A 14,433-nucleotide genomic window follows, 5' to 3' on the forward strand; every position below is an offset into this window, starting at 1 on the left:
ATGAAATGGGTTGTTGTGAGTGATAATCATTCCATGAAAAATATATTAACCGATATTGTATCAATTCATGATGATGCAGATGTCTATATTCATCTTGGTGATTCAGAATTTGATTATAATGATGCTGAATTAAAGCCTTATATTAAAATAAAAGGAAACTGTGATTACGGAAAGGATTTTCATGATACATTTGAATTACAGCAAAATGATATTAATGCATTTTTAACGCATGGACATCTTTATCAAGTTGGTAATGGACGTGAACGTTTAGCGAGTGTTGCACGTGATGCAGATTGTCAAATCGCTTTGTATGGTCACCTGCATGTAAAGCGTGTTGAAGTCGTTGAAGGTGTAGTATGCATTAATCCAGGTTCTATTGCACAGTCAAGAAGTCAGGAAGAAGAAACATATGCTGTTTTAACTTTTGATGAAAGTGATCAAATGGTTACTTTCTATAATCAGCAGCATGAGATTGTTGGTAAAGAGATATTAATTTTTTAGAGTGTCAATTGAACGATTAAAATTAAGATAACAGTGATGCTATCTTAATTTTTGTTGTGATATTAGAATAAATGTGTAAATATACTTTATTTATTATGGTTATAAATTAATTTCCTTACTAAATGTTATTGACTTTATAGTCTGAAATTGATTATAATTAATCTTGTCTTAAAAAATTAAGTCCTGGTAGCTCAGCTGGATAGAGCAACGGCCTTCTAAGCCGTCGGTCGGGGGTTCGAATCCCTCCCAGGACGCTAATTTATAAATGATTTAAAATCATTTAAAATCAAAAAGCCCGTTACGACGGGCTTTTTCTTATGTTTATATATTTTTTAATGTCATTAATAATCATAAAAAATGGCGACAAAAAGGCGACGATTTGGCGATGCCTTTATATAGCCTGTAACACATTCATTGCTTTCTCATCTTCATCTACAAAAGTATCATTGAACATGTGCTGATAGATCTCTCTTGTAGTCGATACAGATGCGTGTCCTAAACGTTTAGAGATATATTCAATACTTAAACCTTTAGCATAAAGATATGAACAGTGTGTATGTCTTAATGCATGTGAGGTGTATTCCTGAATACCTAACTGCTTACATATACGTTTAGATTGTTTATTAACAGCATTATTGGTTATTTTGAACGGAAAGCCATCTATTTGGCGCGGTTTTGAATTTATGATACTTAATATATATTTCATATCTTTGCTTGGTATCGTGAGCCTACGTGGCGATAAATCGGTTTTACGCTCATCTATAAAGATTGTATTATCTTTCTCATTTAGATATTCATATTTCAGATATCGTACACCCGAATAACGACAGCCAGTAATATGCATGATAAATAAAAATAAAGAACTATCCGCATCAGACTTCATTAATTGCTTCTTATAATCTTCATAAGCTTTTAACTGCATGAATTTATTATCTTCTGATACGTCTTTCGTTCCTGGAGAGTACGTGATCTGATGAATAATATTTTTAGTCATCAGTCCCTCAAATACAGCATTATCTAAACATGCTTTAATTTTACCGTTCAATTTTCTGATAGATGCTTTCGCATGTGTCTTAGCATACTCATTTATAAACTCCTGGTATTGTGATCGTGTAATTTTCTTTAATTTCATTCTGCCGATTTTATGATTTTCTAAAATATTGATAATTGTTGAATAAGACACATATGTCTTTTTACTTACTACAGGTTCTTTATATGTCTCACACCATAATTTAAAGTATTCATACAATGTATAATCTGCAGCTACATTTAATCCCTTATCTAATTCCAGGATTAACTCATTATATTTTCGTTTAGCTTCTGCCTGGGACTTGAATCCATATTTTCTATAACGTTTTCCTTCATGAACAAACTGCAGCTCATAAGTACTTTTATTCTTCGTTTTTCTTATTTTCATGATAACAACTCCTATTTTTATGATAAAATAGGGCATAGAAAAGAACCCTATTAATTTAGGTGACTTTTTGGCGGCTCTCTTAGACTTTGGCGAGGATAGGAGAGCCATATTTATTATTATTGATGTTGAGATACTATAATCCTTTCAACAATTTTCCCGTCTGGTCTTGAAAAAATAACGTCATATTTCTTCCCAATTTTTTTACTTTCATAAACAAACTCATTCTCACTTTTTTGTTGTACCATAGATGCATCATCTTCCATGTAATCAAAAGCATGTTCAGTTAAAAAGTTTTTATCTAAATCTATTGTTATCCCTAAGTTTTTATCTATTTCTTTCTCCACTTGAAATATATTATCTTTATCTCCCATGTATGAAATATTGTTTTTCTCATCAATGAAAAATAATCCTTTTTCTTTAAGGTTATCGCTCATAGATCCATAAACATGATTTTCACTTGCAATATTACTCTGCTTTGTAGTTGTTTCATCAGAGCTTTTTTCTTTTGTTTTCGTTGCTGCTTTTTCTTCTGTTTTATTTTCTTTCTTTTCAGTTGTTTCCCCACCACATGCGCCTAATAATAATGCTGATGTAAATGTGAGACCCGCTAAAGCTTTAAAAGTCATTATTACATCTCCCTTTTTATAATTATATGATAAAGGCAAAATGCCGAATATCCATTAATATTTTCTGTGCATTCCCACAACACGGCCGATGAATCTAATCTCATCGTTAATATTATAAAATTGAGGTTGATGTTCCGGATTATTTGATTCAGGCTGTAGAATAACCATATCACCGTTATATCTCACTCTTTTTAAAGTAGCGTTATATCCATTCACCATAACTACTCCTATTTGACCATTTTCAATTACTGAATCTTTTTCAACAATAACCACGTCTCCATCTCTAAACTCCTTATCCATCGAATCACCATCAACGAGTAGGCCGAAATGTTTTTTACCTGCTGTAAGCATTTCTTTAGATACATGCACATAATCAATAATATTTTCCTCAGTGTAAATCGGCAATCCTGCGGAAATTTTCGATAAAACAGGTAATTCTATTACTGAAGTAATATAAGAAGAAGGAGATTCTTTAACAACTGAATTATCATTTTGTGATTTTTTGGAGTTGTCTTCTAGATCCATAATTTCTTCAGGCTTAATATTAAGACCTTTACAAATACGTATCACATTTTCAACTTTAGCGTTAAAAATTCCACGTTCTAATATTGATCTAACCGTTGTATAAGGTAAATCAATATCATTAGCAAAAGCTTTTACACTCCCAGCTTTTTGAATCATCAATTTTTTTAAATATAATTCTTTTTCCATAATTACAACCTCACTTGTGGTTTATAACTATATAATAACATTCGAAAAATCGTATATCAATTAAATTAATAAAATAAAATACGAATTTTAGTGTTGACTTAATACGAAAATTCGTATATATTCGAATTAGGCCTTTTAAAGGCATATTTTTTTAAATTTATAACACGAATTTTCGTATCAAAAGAAAGAAGGAGGGAGGCACCATGTTGACTAATTTAGAAAAAGTTAGAAAAGAAAAAGGGGTTTCATTAGTAGATATTGCAGATACATTGAAAGTCCGATATCAAACTGTTTCTGACAAAATAAATGGAAAATCTGAATTCAAGTTCGGAGAAGCGTTAATTATCAAAAATGCTTATTTTCCTGAATATGATATCGAATTTCTATTTGCTTCTGATGAAAAAAATTTAGAAAAAGTAGGAGGATAACATGAACGAATTAATCAAACAGTTCCTAGAATTTAGAAAACAGTTTACAAAAAAGCAATGGCATGAAATCAATCAATTAGTTGATTCACGATTCAATAAAAAAGCCGCCGAGCTGCAACTCGACGACGAAGATATTCAAATAATATCCAATATGATTGAACATTCAAAAATTATGAAGTAACGATCTGAATGAACATTGGGTGAATACGATAATCTCTTCCTTTGTAATTTACATAAACATAATCTTGTTGATACATTGTGTGACTTTCTTCTTTTGTTATCGGAGACCACAATTCAGCATTTTCTTCCCACCAAATAGAAGGATGTGCAAGATTAGGACCTATTTTACTATTAGGATCATCATGGAGATTTACCCATTCACCTAATAAACAAACGTGGACTTGTTCCATATTACCACCACCTTTCATTATAAGATGAATTAATTATATCAGTAAAAGGAGAAAGCAAATGAACAAACTACATTTATTAAAAATAGCCCTCTTAATCGTCATCTTGGCGGAGGAGATTAAGAGAGCTACAAGAAGATACTTTAGTAGAAAAGCACCTGGAAAAACTGAACTTATGCAGGGATTAAAAATTAATCTTTAAAGTATCCTTCACTTTTCATAGTAGTAAGTACTTTATACAAAACGCTACTAGAAAATGACGTGGAAAGGTCTAGTGAAACAGCAATTGATTTTGTTAACTCAATATTTCCTTGATCATCGGAATAAGTCTTTACAGTTTCTCTAATTTTATCATAACAGAAATTCTCATCACGAACCTCAGCAATCGATTGTTCAACTATTTCTTTAATTTCTTTCATATTATCACCACCTTTCTTAGCTAGATTAAGAAAATTATATCAGAAAGGAGCATTTTACATGACATTAACCAACGATTATATCGATAAGCGTATTGAAGAAAGAGTACAAGCATACTTCGAAGCAATGCAGCCTTTGTGGACTTTAGATGATTTGAAAAAGAAGTTGAATGTCAAATCTGATAACTGGGCCAAAGATTTATTAAATCATCCACCTTATAAATCAGAAATTGAAAGTTTTGTACATTATCCGACATCAAGAAGAGATCCATATCTCATGAAACCTGTAGAAATGAATAACTGGATCAATGAAAACTTCGAAAGAATATTTGAAGAAAAATATTTATGGAGGGTTAGTTAATGAAAACTGTAAAACTTATTGCAGCACAGTCATTAATGTCAATTATCGCTTTAGCAATAGCACTATCGACATCAGTAATTCTTAATTTAAATTATGGAGCAATGATGTTGTTGTCATTAATTCTAGTGATCATTAGCGCAGGGGTATTAGTCGCAAATTCAGAGGTACAGCATGATTAAATGGAGAGAACATGATGTCGTTAAGAAGAGTTAAACATACAATCATCATTAAATATGACGAGCGACAGAAAAAGAAGTTTAGAGAAGATTTATACCATTACGAAAAAGATGAAAATGTATATGTTATTTACAAAATATTTCGAGATGGTAAAGGTGGCCAAATAAAGTTTTGCTATAAAAAATAAAAAACGCCTTTGGCAGAAGGCGCTTAAGAAATATCACACTCAAAATATATCACAGAAAGGAAGTTTTGCAAATGGCAGTTATCATGCCTGGTGATGCAAAAGTACTAAAAAGTTATGGATTTACTGAAAATCACTTAGATCCATTGAGATTCAAAAAACGTATTAACAACTTTGTTTATACGATTCATTTTCGTAATGAAATTGGATGGAGATTCTCATTTATTAATATTTCAAACATGAAAAAAATGAATGAATTTTATTTCAAGACACTAAAAGAAGCATTAGATGAATTTGAAAAAATAGCAAAGGAGAAGTCAAATGAATCTTAAACTAATTAAATTAGAAATCGAAAACTTTCAAGGCATTAAGAAACAGAATTTTGAGTTTAATGGTCAAAACGCTACGATATTTGGTCAGAACGGTTCAGGAAAGACAACTACAGCTACTGCATTACAGTGGTTACTATTTGAAAAGAACTTGCAGGGGAAACAGATTGACGTTGTACCTTTAGATAAAGATAACAATGAGTTATATGAAGCGATTCCGCACGTAACTGCAGTCTTCGATAAAGATGGCCAGGAATTGAAACTCACAAAAGAGTCATTTCCAAAGTACATGAAAAACAAGATGACTGGAGCGAAAGAGTATACAAAGTCACGTACAGGAAAGCAGTATATTGATGATGTGCCTTTCACGATTACTAACTTCAAGAAAGAAATTAGCGAAATAATCGATGAAGATATTTTCAAGCTAGTGACTAATATTCATACTTTCAACGATCTGCACTGGACAGACAGACGTAAGATTCTTTTTGAAGTATGTGGCCAACTTTCAGATAACGAAATAATCGAGAGTAATAAAGAGCTTGAGCCACTTATTGAAATTTTGAAAAACAAATCAGTAGAAGACCAGAAGAAAGTTATTAAAGACAAGCTGAAAAAGACTAATGATGATATTGAAGATATTCCTGTTCGTATCAATGAAGCGACATTATCGAGGGTAGAAATCACAAATACAGATATCACTGTTGACGTAGTTAAGCAACAGATTGCTGACTTCGAGAGTCAGATCCATTCAATAAATAACGGTTCAGAAGAAATCGAATTACGCAATCAGATTTCACAAAAGAAGAATAAATTAAAGTCACTTGAACAGAATCATTCAAGCGATAATCAATCGAATATCAATAACTTAAAGTCAAAGCTGTCGCTTGAAGAAAGCAACAAACTCATTTTTGAATCAAAAATTCGTATGATTAATCAATCGATTAACGATAATAAAACAAATCGCGAAATGAAGTTGAAAGAATATAAAGAAGTCGATGTAAAAATTAAGGAAGTCGAATCAATAGAACATGTTTCAACGGTAGATGATACGTGTTCGTGTTGTGGCCAGGCATTGCCTCCTGAAAAAGTAGAGGAAGCAAATCAAAGAGCATTAGAGCTATTCAACAAGGATAAGTCATCGGAGTTAGAACAGCTTAATCAACGTAAACAGACTTTATTAGAGCAGGGCAAACAGTTTAAGCCATCAATTGAAAAATTAGAGAGTGATCTACAAGCTGAACAAAAGAAAGTAGATGACGTTCAAAAAGTTATAGATTCACTTAAATCACGTATCGAGAAATTATCAAATGAGATTGTACCAGTAAATGAAACATCTGAATATAAATCAATTCTTGATGAGATCAATGAGCTAAATCACAAACGAAGTAACATTGCTGAAACGAATAAAGATAAGGTCAATGATATTCGAGAAGAAATCTATAAGTTAGATGAGAAAGTACTCGAATTTAATAAGCATCAAGCGAATATCGAAAATAACAAGCGTATTGATGAACGCATCAAAGCATTACGCATCCAGGAAGAAGAGCTTATCTCTATTAAAGAAGAATTGAATTATCAACTGTACTTAATTGATGAATTTAATCGCACGAAAGTTAAGACGATTGAAGAAACAATAAACGAAAAATTCAAGTTGGCCAGATTTAAATTATTCGATGAAAAGAAAAACGGAAACATTGAAGAAACATGCATCACAACATTCGATGGCGTTGAATTTGGAAGAGGGTTAAATACTGCAGCAATGATTAATGTCGGCTTAGACATCATCAATACATTATCGAATCATTACAATGTCTATGCTCCAATATTTATCGATAATGCAGAATCTGTCACGAATGTCTATCAAACTAATTCGCAACAGATTGAGCTGAAGGTTAATGAACAATTTCAAAAACTAGAATTAATTTTCTAGTTGAATTCGAACAACTTTAATATCCGAACCTTTTAAAGCAATTAAATGTTCTCCAATAAAGCTATATGTAGAAGCAGTATTGTTCAGTTTAAATTTTTCAAAATCTGATGGACCAAAAGTTTTAGTACCTGATCCATGAACTTCGATTCTTTTTAAACTTTTTAAACTTAATTTTGCATCATTATTTAAAGTGATTTCTACTTTCATTTTTTCTCACCACCTTTCATTAAGTTAAATAAATTATATCAGAATCGAGATGATTATATTGAATCTAAATCATACTATCGCAATGAATATTAGAGCGTATCGAAAGTATTATAGATTAACTCAAAAAGAGTTAGCAGAAAGAGCCGGTATTACAAGATGTCATTTGAATGACATCGAACACTCAAGAAAAAATGTGTCACTTCAAACATTAGAACAAATCGCAAAGAAATTAGATGTAGAACCATACAAATTATTAAGGAATGCGGAGGAGGTTTGAAATGAACCTTTATGAAGTGAAATCTGATGCATCAGCAATAGCTAATTCATAAGATATAAAAAGAGTCATACTATGTAAAAACTTTTTCATATCTTCGATATCTCTTGTTTCGTGTTTTCTAATGTAGTGAGTTTCATCATTTCCTATCCAAGTAGCTGCTTTAGCTAATGACTTTAGTCGGGGTTCATCAATATCTTGTTCTATACAACGACCCAAAAGTTTCTTGGAAATTATATCTTCATTTAATGATTTATGATTTATTAAATAATCTTTAACTAGAAACTCAATTGCTTTTCGATATCCTATTCCAGCAATTTCATTTAGATCCATTTGTTCCGCTATCGAAGCTTGAGAGACTATCGTTGAAAACTGTTTAGAGATGCTATCAATGTCACTAGGATAAGTAAATAAATTTTTAAAACTTTGAGATGCTATTATTCTTTTCGATTCAACAGTACCGAAAAAACTTGTGAAAACTTCATATGTTTTTAAATGATGCTGCTTACAGGCAGGACATTGAAAAACCAGACTTAAATAGTCTAATTTATTAGTGTTTGGGTGATTTACATTTGTACGACTTAAATATACTTGCTTTCCTTTTTCACAGCAATACGGACATGTATTTTCAACACTAAAATCAACATCCACGGTTTCGGAAGAATTAAAAAAATCAATGCTAAGTGTTTCTTTAAACATATTAAACCTCCATAAATATAAATTTAAAAAAATTATAACAATAAAAGGAGAAATAATCATGACAAATAACCAATTACAAAAAGTAGAGGCACAATTAATCGCAGAAAAGAACGTATCAGACAGTGTACTGAATAAAGTAAGAGTATTAGAATCTCAAGGAAACTTATCGTTGCCACGAGATTATGAACCATCAAATGCGTTAAAACAGGCATGGTTGCAGATTTCAGAGAACTCAAAGCTGATGGCATGTACTGATGCATCGAAAGCAACTGCATTCTTAGACATGGTAACTCAAGGATTAAATCCTGCAAAGAATCAATGCTACTTTATTCCTTATGGCAACAAGATGCAGTTACAACGTTCATATCATGGAAATATCATGATGTTAAAACGTGATGCAGGAGCGAAAGACGTAGTAGCTCAAGTGATTTATGAGGGGGATTCATTCAAACATAAATTAGATGAAACAGGGCGAGTTAAATCAATCAGTCACGAGCAGGACTTCTTCAATATGAAGAAAGAGAACATTGTCGGAGCTTACTGCACAATAGTTTTCGATGACGATCGTGAGAATTATATTGAAGTAATGACAATGGAACAGATTAAGCAGGCATGGATGCAGTCATCGATGATTAAAGATGAAAAAGCACTAGAGAATTCTAAAACGCATAATAACTTCAAAGAAGAGATGGCCAAAAAGACAGTAATCAATCGAGCAGCAAAAAGATATATCAATACATCAACTGATGCGAATTTACAACATGTTAAAGATATTGAAGAGCGACAACGCAAAGAAGTATTTGATGCAGAGATCGAAGAAAATCAAGCGGTTGAAGTATTAGATATTGATGACATTGAACCTGTAGAAGAAGTTCAAGACGTAACTGAATTTGAAGAAGTTGAAGATGAAAAGCCTGCATCGACTTCAACAGTACCGGAAAACGAAGAAGACCCATTTTAATACAAACTATAGGCAGTGGCTCATCAGGTAACTGTTACAGGATATCTGATGGTCATACTGACCTTTTGCTTGAAGCAGGCATATCATTCAAAGAAATGCAAAAGGCAGTGAAGTTTCAAACTTCTAAAATCAAAGGTTGTTTAATAACACACGAGCATAATGATCACGCTCAGTATATGAGTCAGTATTTGCAGCATGGTATTGAATGTTATGCGACAAAAGGAACGTTAGAAGGAATTAATTTAGATCATCACAGATTGCATGAAATCGAGTATAAGAAAGTTTTTAAAATCGGTACATGGTCGATAATGGCTTTTAAAGTAAATCATGATGCGAAAGAGCCTTGCGGTTATCTGTTAAAAAGCGTTCATGGATATAAACTACTTTTTGTTACTGATACTTATTACTGTCAATATAAGTTTCCAGGCATCACTCACATGATGCTAGAAGTGAATTATATCTATGAAGAGATGCAGATCAATGTACAGAATGGCACTTTGCATCCTGGACTAGCCAGACGAATCATGAAATCACATTTTAGCTTAGAGCATGCAGTCGGCTTTTTAAGGGCAACAGATACTACTCAATTAAAAGAAATACATCTGATTCACTTATCAAATTCAAATTCTAATGCAGCAATTATTAAAGAAAAAATACAGGAAGTAGCAGGAGTGCCTGTCTACATTGGAGGTAACTATAAATGAATGATTGCAAGTTCATAGGACGTATAACGAAAGACCCTGAATACAGGGTGACACCATCCGGAGCTGAAATTATAAACTTCGATTTGGCAGTACAACGAAAGTACAAGAATCAAAACGATGAGTATGAAGCAGATTTTATTAGATGCGTAGCATTCAAGAAGACTGCTGAATTTATTCAAAAGTACGCTAAAAAGGGATATGTAATGGCTGTCAGTGGAGAGATGCGAAATAACAACTATGAAGATCAGAACGGAGTCAAGCATTACGGAATGCAGATAATCGTAAATAACGTTGATTCGCAAGTGCTATTTTTAAATAAAAAGCAAGATGATGGCCAGCAACAGCAAAACAGTCAATCATCTTATACTCAACCACAAACGACAACAGGACAAAATAATAATCCATTTGCAAATAATGGGCCAATCGATATTTCAGATGATGATCTACCGTTCTAATTCAATCAGCTATGAAAGAGAGGTGTAAATTATGGCTGGTTGGATTAAAGTGCATAGACAATTGATGGATAGTCCGATATTTGATAATGAGAAGCTTTTTAAAGTATTTATGTATTGCCTTATGAAGGCCAGTCATAAAGAACACAAACAATTAGTAGGTAAGCAAGTTGTTATATTAAAACCTGGTCAATTTGTATTTGGACGAAAAAAAGCTAGTGCCGAAGCTAACATGTCAGCTAGTACGCTTTGGAGTTACATGCTAACTCTTAAAAATCTCGATACTATCGACATCAAAAGTAACAACAAATTTAGCGTTGTAACCATTGTCAATTGGGGACTTTATCAACAAGAAGAAGAAAATCATGACAGCAAACGTAACAACAAACGGACAACAGATGAACAACAAACGAACAACAAACGGACAACAGATGAACAACAGATGGACACAAACAAGAATGTAAAGAATGTAAAGAATGTAGAGAATGATAATAATGAAAAGAATGTAAGAAGTAGTAGTAATAACGACGACTTCAAGACAGTTGTGAGCATGTACCAGGAAAACATCGAACTAAATCCTGCACCTGTGACATTTCAGAAAATACAACAAGATTTCAATGATTATGGAAAAGACATCATGCTATATGCGATTAAGAAATCAGCTCTTAAAAATAATCATAACTATTCATTCATTAATTACTTGTTAAACGATTGGAAGAAGAAGCAGCTTATAACAGTTGATGAAATTAAACAGAGTGAGCATAACTTCGAGTTTAAAAAGCAGTCAACTTATTCTAAGCAGTCACAATCTAAAGAGATAACTCCTGAATGGATCAATCAAGAATATGTTGAGCCCGAAAGAACTCCTGAAGAAGAAGCGAGATTAGAAGAAGAACGTCGCAGAGTTAAAGCGGAATTAGAGAATTTATGGAAGGAGTAGTACTGAATGAGTGAAAACTTAATTTTCATTGAAAAATCGATAGTTAGAGAACAATTACAAAACATATATAACAGATTTACTGTTGCATGCGGAAAGATAAATCAAGAAAGTATCTTAAAAGAAGAGTATGAGTATGCAAGGGGAGTCATAGGAGAATTGTACTCACAAATAATTTTTATTGAAAGTCATTTCTTTAAAGATGAACCAGGAATACATGAGATTTTTACAGATGAAGAATTAGAGTATTTTACGAAAATGCCATTTACCGAAAAATACAGGTTAACTTTAATTGACTGCACAAAAGGAGGGAAAATTAAATGAGTCTAATCGATAAAGTAAAAGAAAATCAAAACTTAGATTTAATTAAAGAAATTGATGATTTTATAGAAGCTAATTTAAGCGAAGAAAGAATAATTGATTCAGCACGTGAAGGATTTACAGGTATTAGTTTCGTATCAAAAGACTATGATGATCCAGGTCATTACAAACGATTTTTTAACAGTGAATTTGTCCATAATCATATAGAAGAAAAATTAGGTAATGGATTCAAAGTAACTTCGCGAGAGGTCACTTATACTCATAATTTAATAAATATCACATATCATCATATAAAAATGATAGTTAGTTGGGAGGATTAAACATGAATAAATCATTAGTAGAATATGCAGAATTAATAAGAGAGTGGTCAATCGAACGTGAGTTACATGATAAAGATCCAAGAAAGCAGATTCTTAAATTAGGTGAAGAAGCAGGGGAATTATTCTCAGGGATTGCAAAACAAAAGACAAAGAAAAATCCTGAATTAATCATGGATGCAATCGGAGATGTATTTGTAGTATTAGTCATCTATTGCCAGCAACGCAAAGTTGAAATCGATAAAATGTTAGAAATGCTTTTATCAGCAAACGCACAGCAACAAGTTGAATCAACAGATGCGACATACTACAGTTTAAAATTAATGCATAAAATCGGCATGATTGCTAATACTACAATTTACAGTGATAACGAAAATACGATATTACTACAAGTTTCGTGGGCGTTAGAAGAATTATTACTTGTTTCAAAAGCGTGTGAATTAGACTTTGTTGATTGTATCGAATTCGCTTATAACCAAATAAAAAATAGAGATGGTGAGTTACGTGATGGAACCTTCGTCAAAAGAGAAGACTTGTAACAGATTCGAAATCACGTTCAGAGATGTGAAGGGCTTTGAAAAGCCGATGCCATCACCACGTCCACGATTCAGAAATGCAGGCAAGTTTGTTCAAACATACATGCCAACATCGTATAAAAATCACAAGAATTTCATTCAAAGACAAATGCCGAAATTATTAATCGAAGGTAGTATCAAGTTAACAGTATTGTTTGAAATGCCGATGCTAAAAAGTTGGAGCAATCCACAAAAACAAAGAATGATAAAAGCATATCATTCAAAGAAACCTGACATCGATAATTTACTAAAGACTGTACTTGATGCAGCAAATGGCCACGTATGGATTGATGATGGCCAGATCGTCGAAATACATTCAGCAAAGCGATATGCAGAAACAACAAAAATTAAAATCAAAGTGGAGGTTTTATAAAATGAGAAATATTCAATTAGCAGATGATTTAATCAAAAAGACGTTTGGTGAAAATATTACAGAAGGAATCGAAAGAAAGCGATTTGATGCTACAGATAAACATGTAACATGGTCAACAGAGTTTGCAGAATACGATGCATCAATTTTATGTACAGTTAGTCAAAACGGAATGAAGTTTAAAGTATCAGCAGATGATGTTCCAGATTCGTTTGTTATCGAACAATTCAACAGAGTAAAACATATTAGAGAAGAATTATTCAAAGAAGAAGATGATGATCAATTAACGATTGATGATGTAGAAGTTGAAGAGCAAGTTACGATGGCAGGTACAGATGAATTAAAGGAACAGACTAGCGATGATGATTTAGAAATTTTATCTGAATCAAAAATCGAGGATGAAGAAGATGAATCAGAATAATATAGAGCATGAATTGTTAATGCTGCAAGAAGCAAAGAAGATATTAAAGTATGAGATCATTATTCAGTTTATGTATGTGATAGCTATATCGATAGCAGGTTCATTGATTATTCACTATTATGATTCGAATATAGTCAAGATTGTAGTGGCAGTCATATTATTTATATTCATCGTATGGAAAGCTTATAGAGTTACAATACTGAAGATAGCAATGGAAAATGTAGATGATGAAATAAAACAAATTATTTAAGGAAGGTGAGCGCCTGATGTACGAATGGTTAAATACTTATACAGAGCTTGAGAATCGCAGGACAATTATTAATTTTGAGGTTAAGCGTTGTAATGTTGAATTGCAACGATGGTCAACTTATGGAACTGTCCAGGGAGATCTAGCTTGTAAAAGTAGCACAGAAACAGCGCTCGCAAAGCAACATGAATTAAAAGACATCATCTACAAGTTTGAAGAAGAATTAAATGAAATCAATTCAGAGATTGATGAGCTTGAAAAGATTGTTGAAACATTTAAGGGATTAGATCATAAAATACTTAAATTAAAGTACATGGATAAAATGACTTTAAATGATATAGCAGTTATGTTGAATTACAGTTATCAGCATATAAAGAATAAACATTCGCAGATAATGAAAATACTAGATTATTCACAAATTCACAAAGGTACTTTTTAGGTAACGTACCATAACAGTACCG

At 32.2% G+C, this 14,433-nt stretch carries 28 protein-coding genes and 1 tRNA gene; 22 read left to right on the top strand and 7 right to left on the bottom strand.

What is annotated here, in order from left to right; all coding sequences use genetic code 11:
* Complete coding sequence (locus BHX94_RS02070) at nucleotides 1–501, top strand: YfcE family phosphodiesterase (protein WP_111744715.1); 501 nt, start codon at nucleotides 1–3, stop codon at nucleotides 499–501.
* A 180-nt stretch (nucleotides 502–681) separates the two neighbouring features.
* Nucleotides 682–755: transfer RNA gene (locus BHX94_RS02075), tRNA-Arg, on the top strand.
* Nucleotides 756–892: 137 nt separating this feature from the next.
* On the opposite strand, the gene BHX94_RS02080 is transcribed toward BHX94_RS02075, so the two are convergent.
* The 3 genes from BHX94_RS02080 to BHX94_RS02090 all read right to left on the bottom strand — a co-directional run bounded on the left by BHX94_RS02080 (nucleotide 893) and on the right by BHX94_RS02090 (nucleotide 3,255).
* Nucleotides 893–1,918: a tyrosine-type recombinase/integrase gene (locus tag BHX94_RS02080; protein WP_111744716.1), complete on the bottom strand. Its 1,026-nt coding sequence runs from the start codon at nucleotides 1,916–1,918 to the stop codon at nucleotides 893–895.
* A gap of 116 nt (nucleotides 1,919–2,034) precedes the next feature.
* Nucleotides 2,035–2,544 carry a hypothetical protein gene (locus tag BHX94_RS02085; protein ID WP_111744717.1) on the bottom strand — a complete coding sequence of 170 codons (510 nt, stop codon included), beginning with the start codon at nucleotides 2,542–2,544 and terminating at the stop codon, nucleotides 2,035–2,037.
* A 54-nt stretch (nucleotides 2,545–2,598) separates the two neighbouring features.
* Nucleotides 2,599–3,255: a LexA family transcriptional regulator gene (locus BHX94_RS02090; RefSeq protein WP_111744718.1), complete on the bottom strand. Its 657-nt coding sequence runs from the start codon at nucleotides 3,253–3,255 to the stop codon at nucleotides 2,599–2,601.
* Nucleotides 3,256–3,458: 203 nt separating this feature from the next.
* Between BHX94_RS02090 and BHX94_RS02095 the strand changes: the two genes are divergently transcribed.
* Both BHX94_RS02095 and BHX94_RS02100 read left to right on the top strand, forming a co-directional pair.
* Complete coding sequence (locus tag BHX94_RS02095; RefSeq protein ID WP_111744719.1) at nucleotides 3,459–3,683, top strand: helix-turn-helix domain-containing protein; 225 nt, start codon at nucleotides 3,459–3,461, stop codon at nucleotides 3,681–3,683.
* A gap of 1 nt (nucleotide 3,684) precedes the next feature.
* Nucleotides 3,685–3,864 carry a hypothetical protein gene (locus BHX94_RS02100; protein ID WP_111744720.1) on the top strand — a complete coding sequence of 60 codons (180 nt, stop codon included), beginning with the start codon at nucleotides 3,685–3,687 and terminating at the stop codon, nucleotides 3,862–3,864.
* Here BHX94_RS02100 and BHX94_RS02105 read toward each other — a convergent pair.
* Entirely contained in the window at nucleotides 3,854–4,093 is a 240-nt protein-coding gene (locus BHX94_RS02105) for a hypothetical protein (protein ID WP_101033578.1), read from the bottom strand. The two genes, BHX94_RS02100 and BHX94_RS02105, sit on opposite strands and share 11 nt — an antisense overlap.
* Before the next feature lie 58 nt (nucleotides 4,094–4,151).
* On the opposite strand from BHX94_RS02105, the gene BHX94_RS12765 reads away from it, so the two are divergent.
* Nucleotides 4,152–4,292, top strand: a complete 141-nt coding sequence (locus tag BHX94_RS12765) for a hypothetical protein (protein WP_170120732.1) — start codon at nucleotides 4,152–4,154, stop codon at nucleotides 4,290–4,292.
* Here BHX94_RS12765 and BHX94_RS02110 read toward each other — a convergent pair.
* Nucleotides 4,282–4,509: a hypothetical protein gene (locus BHX94_RS02110; RefSeq protein ID WP_111744721.1), complete on the bottom strand. Its 228-nt coding sequence runs from the start codon at nucleotides 4,507–4,509 to the stop codon at nucleotides 4,282–4,284. The genes BHX94_RS12765 and BHX94_RS02110 overlap by 11 nt on opposite strands.
* Nucleotides 4,510–4,567: 58 nt before the next feature.
* On the opposite strand from BHX94_RS02110, the gene BHX94_RS02115 reads away from it, so the two are divergent.
* The 5 genes from BHX94_RS02115 (at nucleotide 4,568) to BHX94_RS02130 (ending at nucleotide 7,487) form a co-directional block, all read left to right on the top strand.
* Nucleotides 4,568–4,867: a DUF771 domain-containing protein gene (locus tag BHX94_RS02115; RefSeq protein ID WP_111744722.1), complete on the top strand. Its 300-nt coding sequence runs from the start codon at nucleotides 4,568–4,570 to the stop codon at nucleotides 4,865–4,867.
* Nucleotides 4,867–5,046 carry a hypothetical protein gene (locus BHX94_RS02120; RefSeq protein ID WP_111744723.1) on the top strand — a complete coding sequence of 60 codons (180 nt, stop codon included), beginning with the start codon at nucleotides 4,867–4,869 and terminating at the stop codon, nucleotides 5,044–5,046. Before BHX94_RS02115 ends, BHX94_RS02120 begins: the two co-directional genes overlap by 1 nt.
* A gap of 14 nt (nucleotides 5,047–5,060) precedes the next feature.
* The gene (locus BHX94_RS12770; RefSeq protein ID WP_170120733.1) at nucleotides 5,061–5,231 is read left to right on the top strand and encodes a hypothetical protein; all 171 of its coding nucleotides are present in this window, start codon (nucleotides 5,061–5,063) and stop codon (nucleotides 5,229–5,231) included.
* Nucleotides 5,232–5,302: 71 nt separating this feature from the next.
* A complete protein-coding gene (locus tag BHX94_RS02125) occupies nucleotides 5,303–5,560 on the top strand; it encodes a hypothetical protein (RefSeq protein ID WP_111744724.1) in 258 nt (85 codons plus the stop codon).
* The gene (locus tag BHX94_RS02130; protein ID WP_111744725.1) at nucleotides 5,550–7,487 is read left to right on the top strand and encodes an AAA family ATPase; all 1,938 of its coding nucleotides are present in this window, start codon (nucleotides 5,550–5,552) and stop codon (nucleotides 7,485–7,487) included. The genes BHX94_RS02125 and BHX94_RS02130 overlap by 11 nt, the downstream gene beginning before the upstream one ends.
* Here the strand turns inward: BHX94_RS02130 and BHX94_RS02135 are convergent.
* On the bottom strand, nucleotides 7,476–7,694 hold the full coding sequence (locus BHX94_RS02135; RefSeq protein ID WP_111744726.1) for a hypothetical protein: 219 nt from the start codon (nucleotides 7,692–7,694) through the stop codon (nucleotides 7,476–7,478). The genes BHX94_RS02130 and BHX94_RS02135 overlap by 12 nt on opposite strands.
* Nucleotides 7,695–7,776: 82 nt before the next feature.
* On the opposite strand from BHX94_RS02135, the gene BHX94_RS02140 reads away from it, so the two are divergent.
* The gene (locus BHX94_RS02140) at nucleotides 7,777–7,971 is read left to right on the top strand and encodes a helix-turn-helix domain-containing protein (protein WP_242446651.1); all 195 of its coding nucleotides are present in this window, start codon (nucleotides 7,777–7,779) and stop codon (nucleotides 7,969–7,971) included.
* Nucleotides 7,972–7,980: 9 nt separating this feature from the next.
* Here BHX94_RS02140 and BHX94_RS02145 read toward each other — a convergent pair whose 3' ends face one another.
* A complete protein-coding gene (locus BHX94_RS02145; RefSeq protein WP_111745075.1) occupies nucleotides 7,981–8,667 on the bottom strand; it encodes a DUF4145 domain-containing protein in 687 nt (228 codons plus the stop codon).
* Between the two features lie 55 nt (nucleotides 8,668–8,722).
* Here BHX94_RS02145 and BHX94_RS02150 point away from each other — a divergent pair, with 55 nt between their 5' ends.
* From BHX94_RS02150 to BHX94_RS02200, 11 genes are all read left to right on the top strand, one after another.
* The gene (locus BHX94_RS02150; RefSeq protein WP_111745076.1) at nucleotides 8,723–9,628 is read left to right on the top strand and encodes a RecT family recombinase; all 906 of its coding nucleotides are present in this window, start codon (nucleotides 8,723–8,725) and stop codon (nucleotides 9,626–9,628) included.
* 65 nt (nucleotides 9,629–9,693) lie between these two features.
* Nucleotides 9,694–10,332 carry an MBL fold metallo-hydrolase gene (locus BHX94_RS02155; RefSeq protein ID WP_111744728.1) on the top strand — a complete coding sequence of 213 codons (639 nt, stop codon included), beginning with the start codon at nucleotides 9,694–9,696 and terminating at the stop codon, nucleotides 10,330–10,332.
* Nucleotides 10,329–10,787: a single-stranded DNA-binding protein gene (locus BHX94_RS02160; RefSeq protein ID WP_111744729.1), complete on the top strand. Its 459-nt coding sequence runs from the start codon at nucleotides 10,329–10,331 to the stop codon at nucleotides 10,785–10,787. The genes BHX94_RS02155 and BHX94_RS02160 overlap by 4 nt, the downstream gene beginning before the upstream one ends.
* Nucleotides 10,788–10,818: 31 nt before the next feature.
* Nucleotides 10,819–11,724 (top strand): DnaD domain-containing protein, encoded by a 906-nt coding sequence (locus BHX94_RS02165; RefSeq protein ID WP_111744730.1) that lies wholly within the window; start codon nucleotides 10,819–10,821, stop codon nucleotides 11,722–11,724.
* A 6-nt stretch (nucleotides 11,725–11,730) separates the two neighbouring features.
* Nucleotides 11,731–12,045 (top strand): hypothetical protein, encoded by a 315-nt coding sequence (locus BHX94_RS02170; RefSeq protein ID WP_111744731.1) that lies wholly within the window; start codon nucleotides 11,731–11,733, stop codon nucleotides 12,043–12,045.
* Entirely contained in the window at nucleotides 12,042–12,362 is a 321-nt protein-coding gene (locus BHX94_RS02175) for a hypothetical protein (protein WP_111744732.1), read from the top strand. Before BHX94_RS02170 ends, BHX94_RS02175 begins: the two co-directional genes overlap by 4 nt.
* Before the next feature lie 2 nt (nucleotides 12,363–12,364).
* On the top strand, nucleotides 12,365–12,898 hold the full coding sequence (locus BHX94_RS02180; RefSeq protein ID WP_111744733.1) for a MazG-like family protein: 534 nt from the start codon (nucleotides 12,365–12,367) through the stop codon (nucleotides 12,896–12,898).
* Entirely contained in the window at nucleotides 12,867–13,307 is a 441-nt protein-coding gene (locus BHX94_RS02185; protein WP_111744734.1) for a RusA family crossover junction endodeoxyribonuclease, read from the top strand. Before BHX94_RS02180 ends, BHX94_RS02185 begins: the two co-directional genes overlap by 32 nt.
* Nucleotide 13,308: 1 nt before the next feature.
* The gene (locus BHX94_RS02190) at nucleotides 13,309–13,725 is read left to right on the top strand and encodes a hypothetical protein (RefSeq protein ID WP_111744735.1); all 417 of its coding nucleotides are present in this window, start codon (nucleotides 13,309–13,311) and stop codon (nucleotides 13,723–13,725) included.
* Complete coding sequence (locus BHX94_RS02195) at nucleotides 13,712–13,975, top strand: hypothetical protein (RefSeq protein ID WP_111744736.1); 264 nt, start codon at nucleotides 13,712–13,714, stop codon at nucleotides 13,973–13,975. Before BHX94_RS02190 ends, BHX94_RS02195 begins: the two co-directional genes overlap by 14 nt.
* Nucleotides 13,976–13,991: 16 nt before the next feature.
* Entirely contained in the window at nucleotides 13,992–14,411 is a 420-nt protein-coding gene (locus tag BHX94_RS02200; protein WP_111744737.1) for a sigma-70 RNA polymerase sigma factor region 4 domain-containing protein, read from the top strand.
* Nucleotides 14,412–14,433: the final 22 nt, after the last annotated feature.

It is taken from the genome of Macrococcoides bohemicum, from assembly GCF_003259675.1.
GTDB lineage: Bacteria > Bacillota > Bacilli > Staphylococcales > Staphylococcaceae > Macrococcoides > Macrococcoides bohemicum.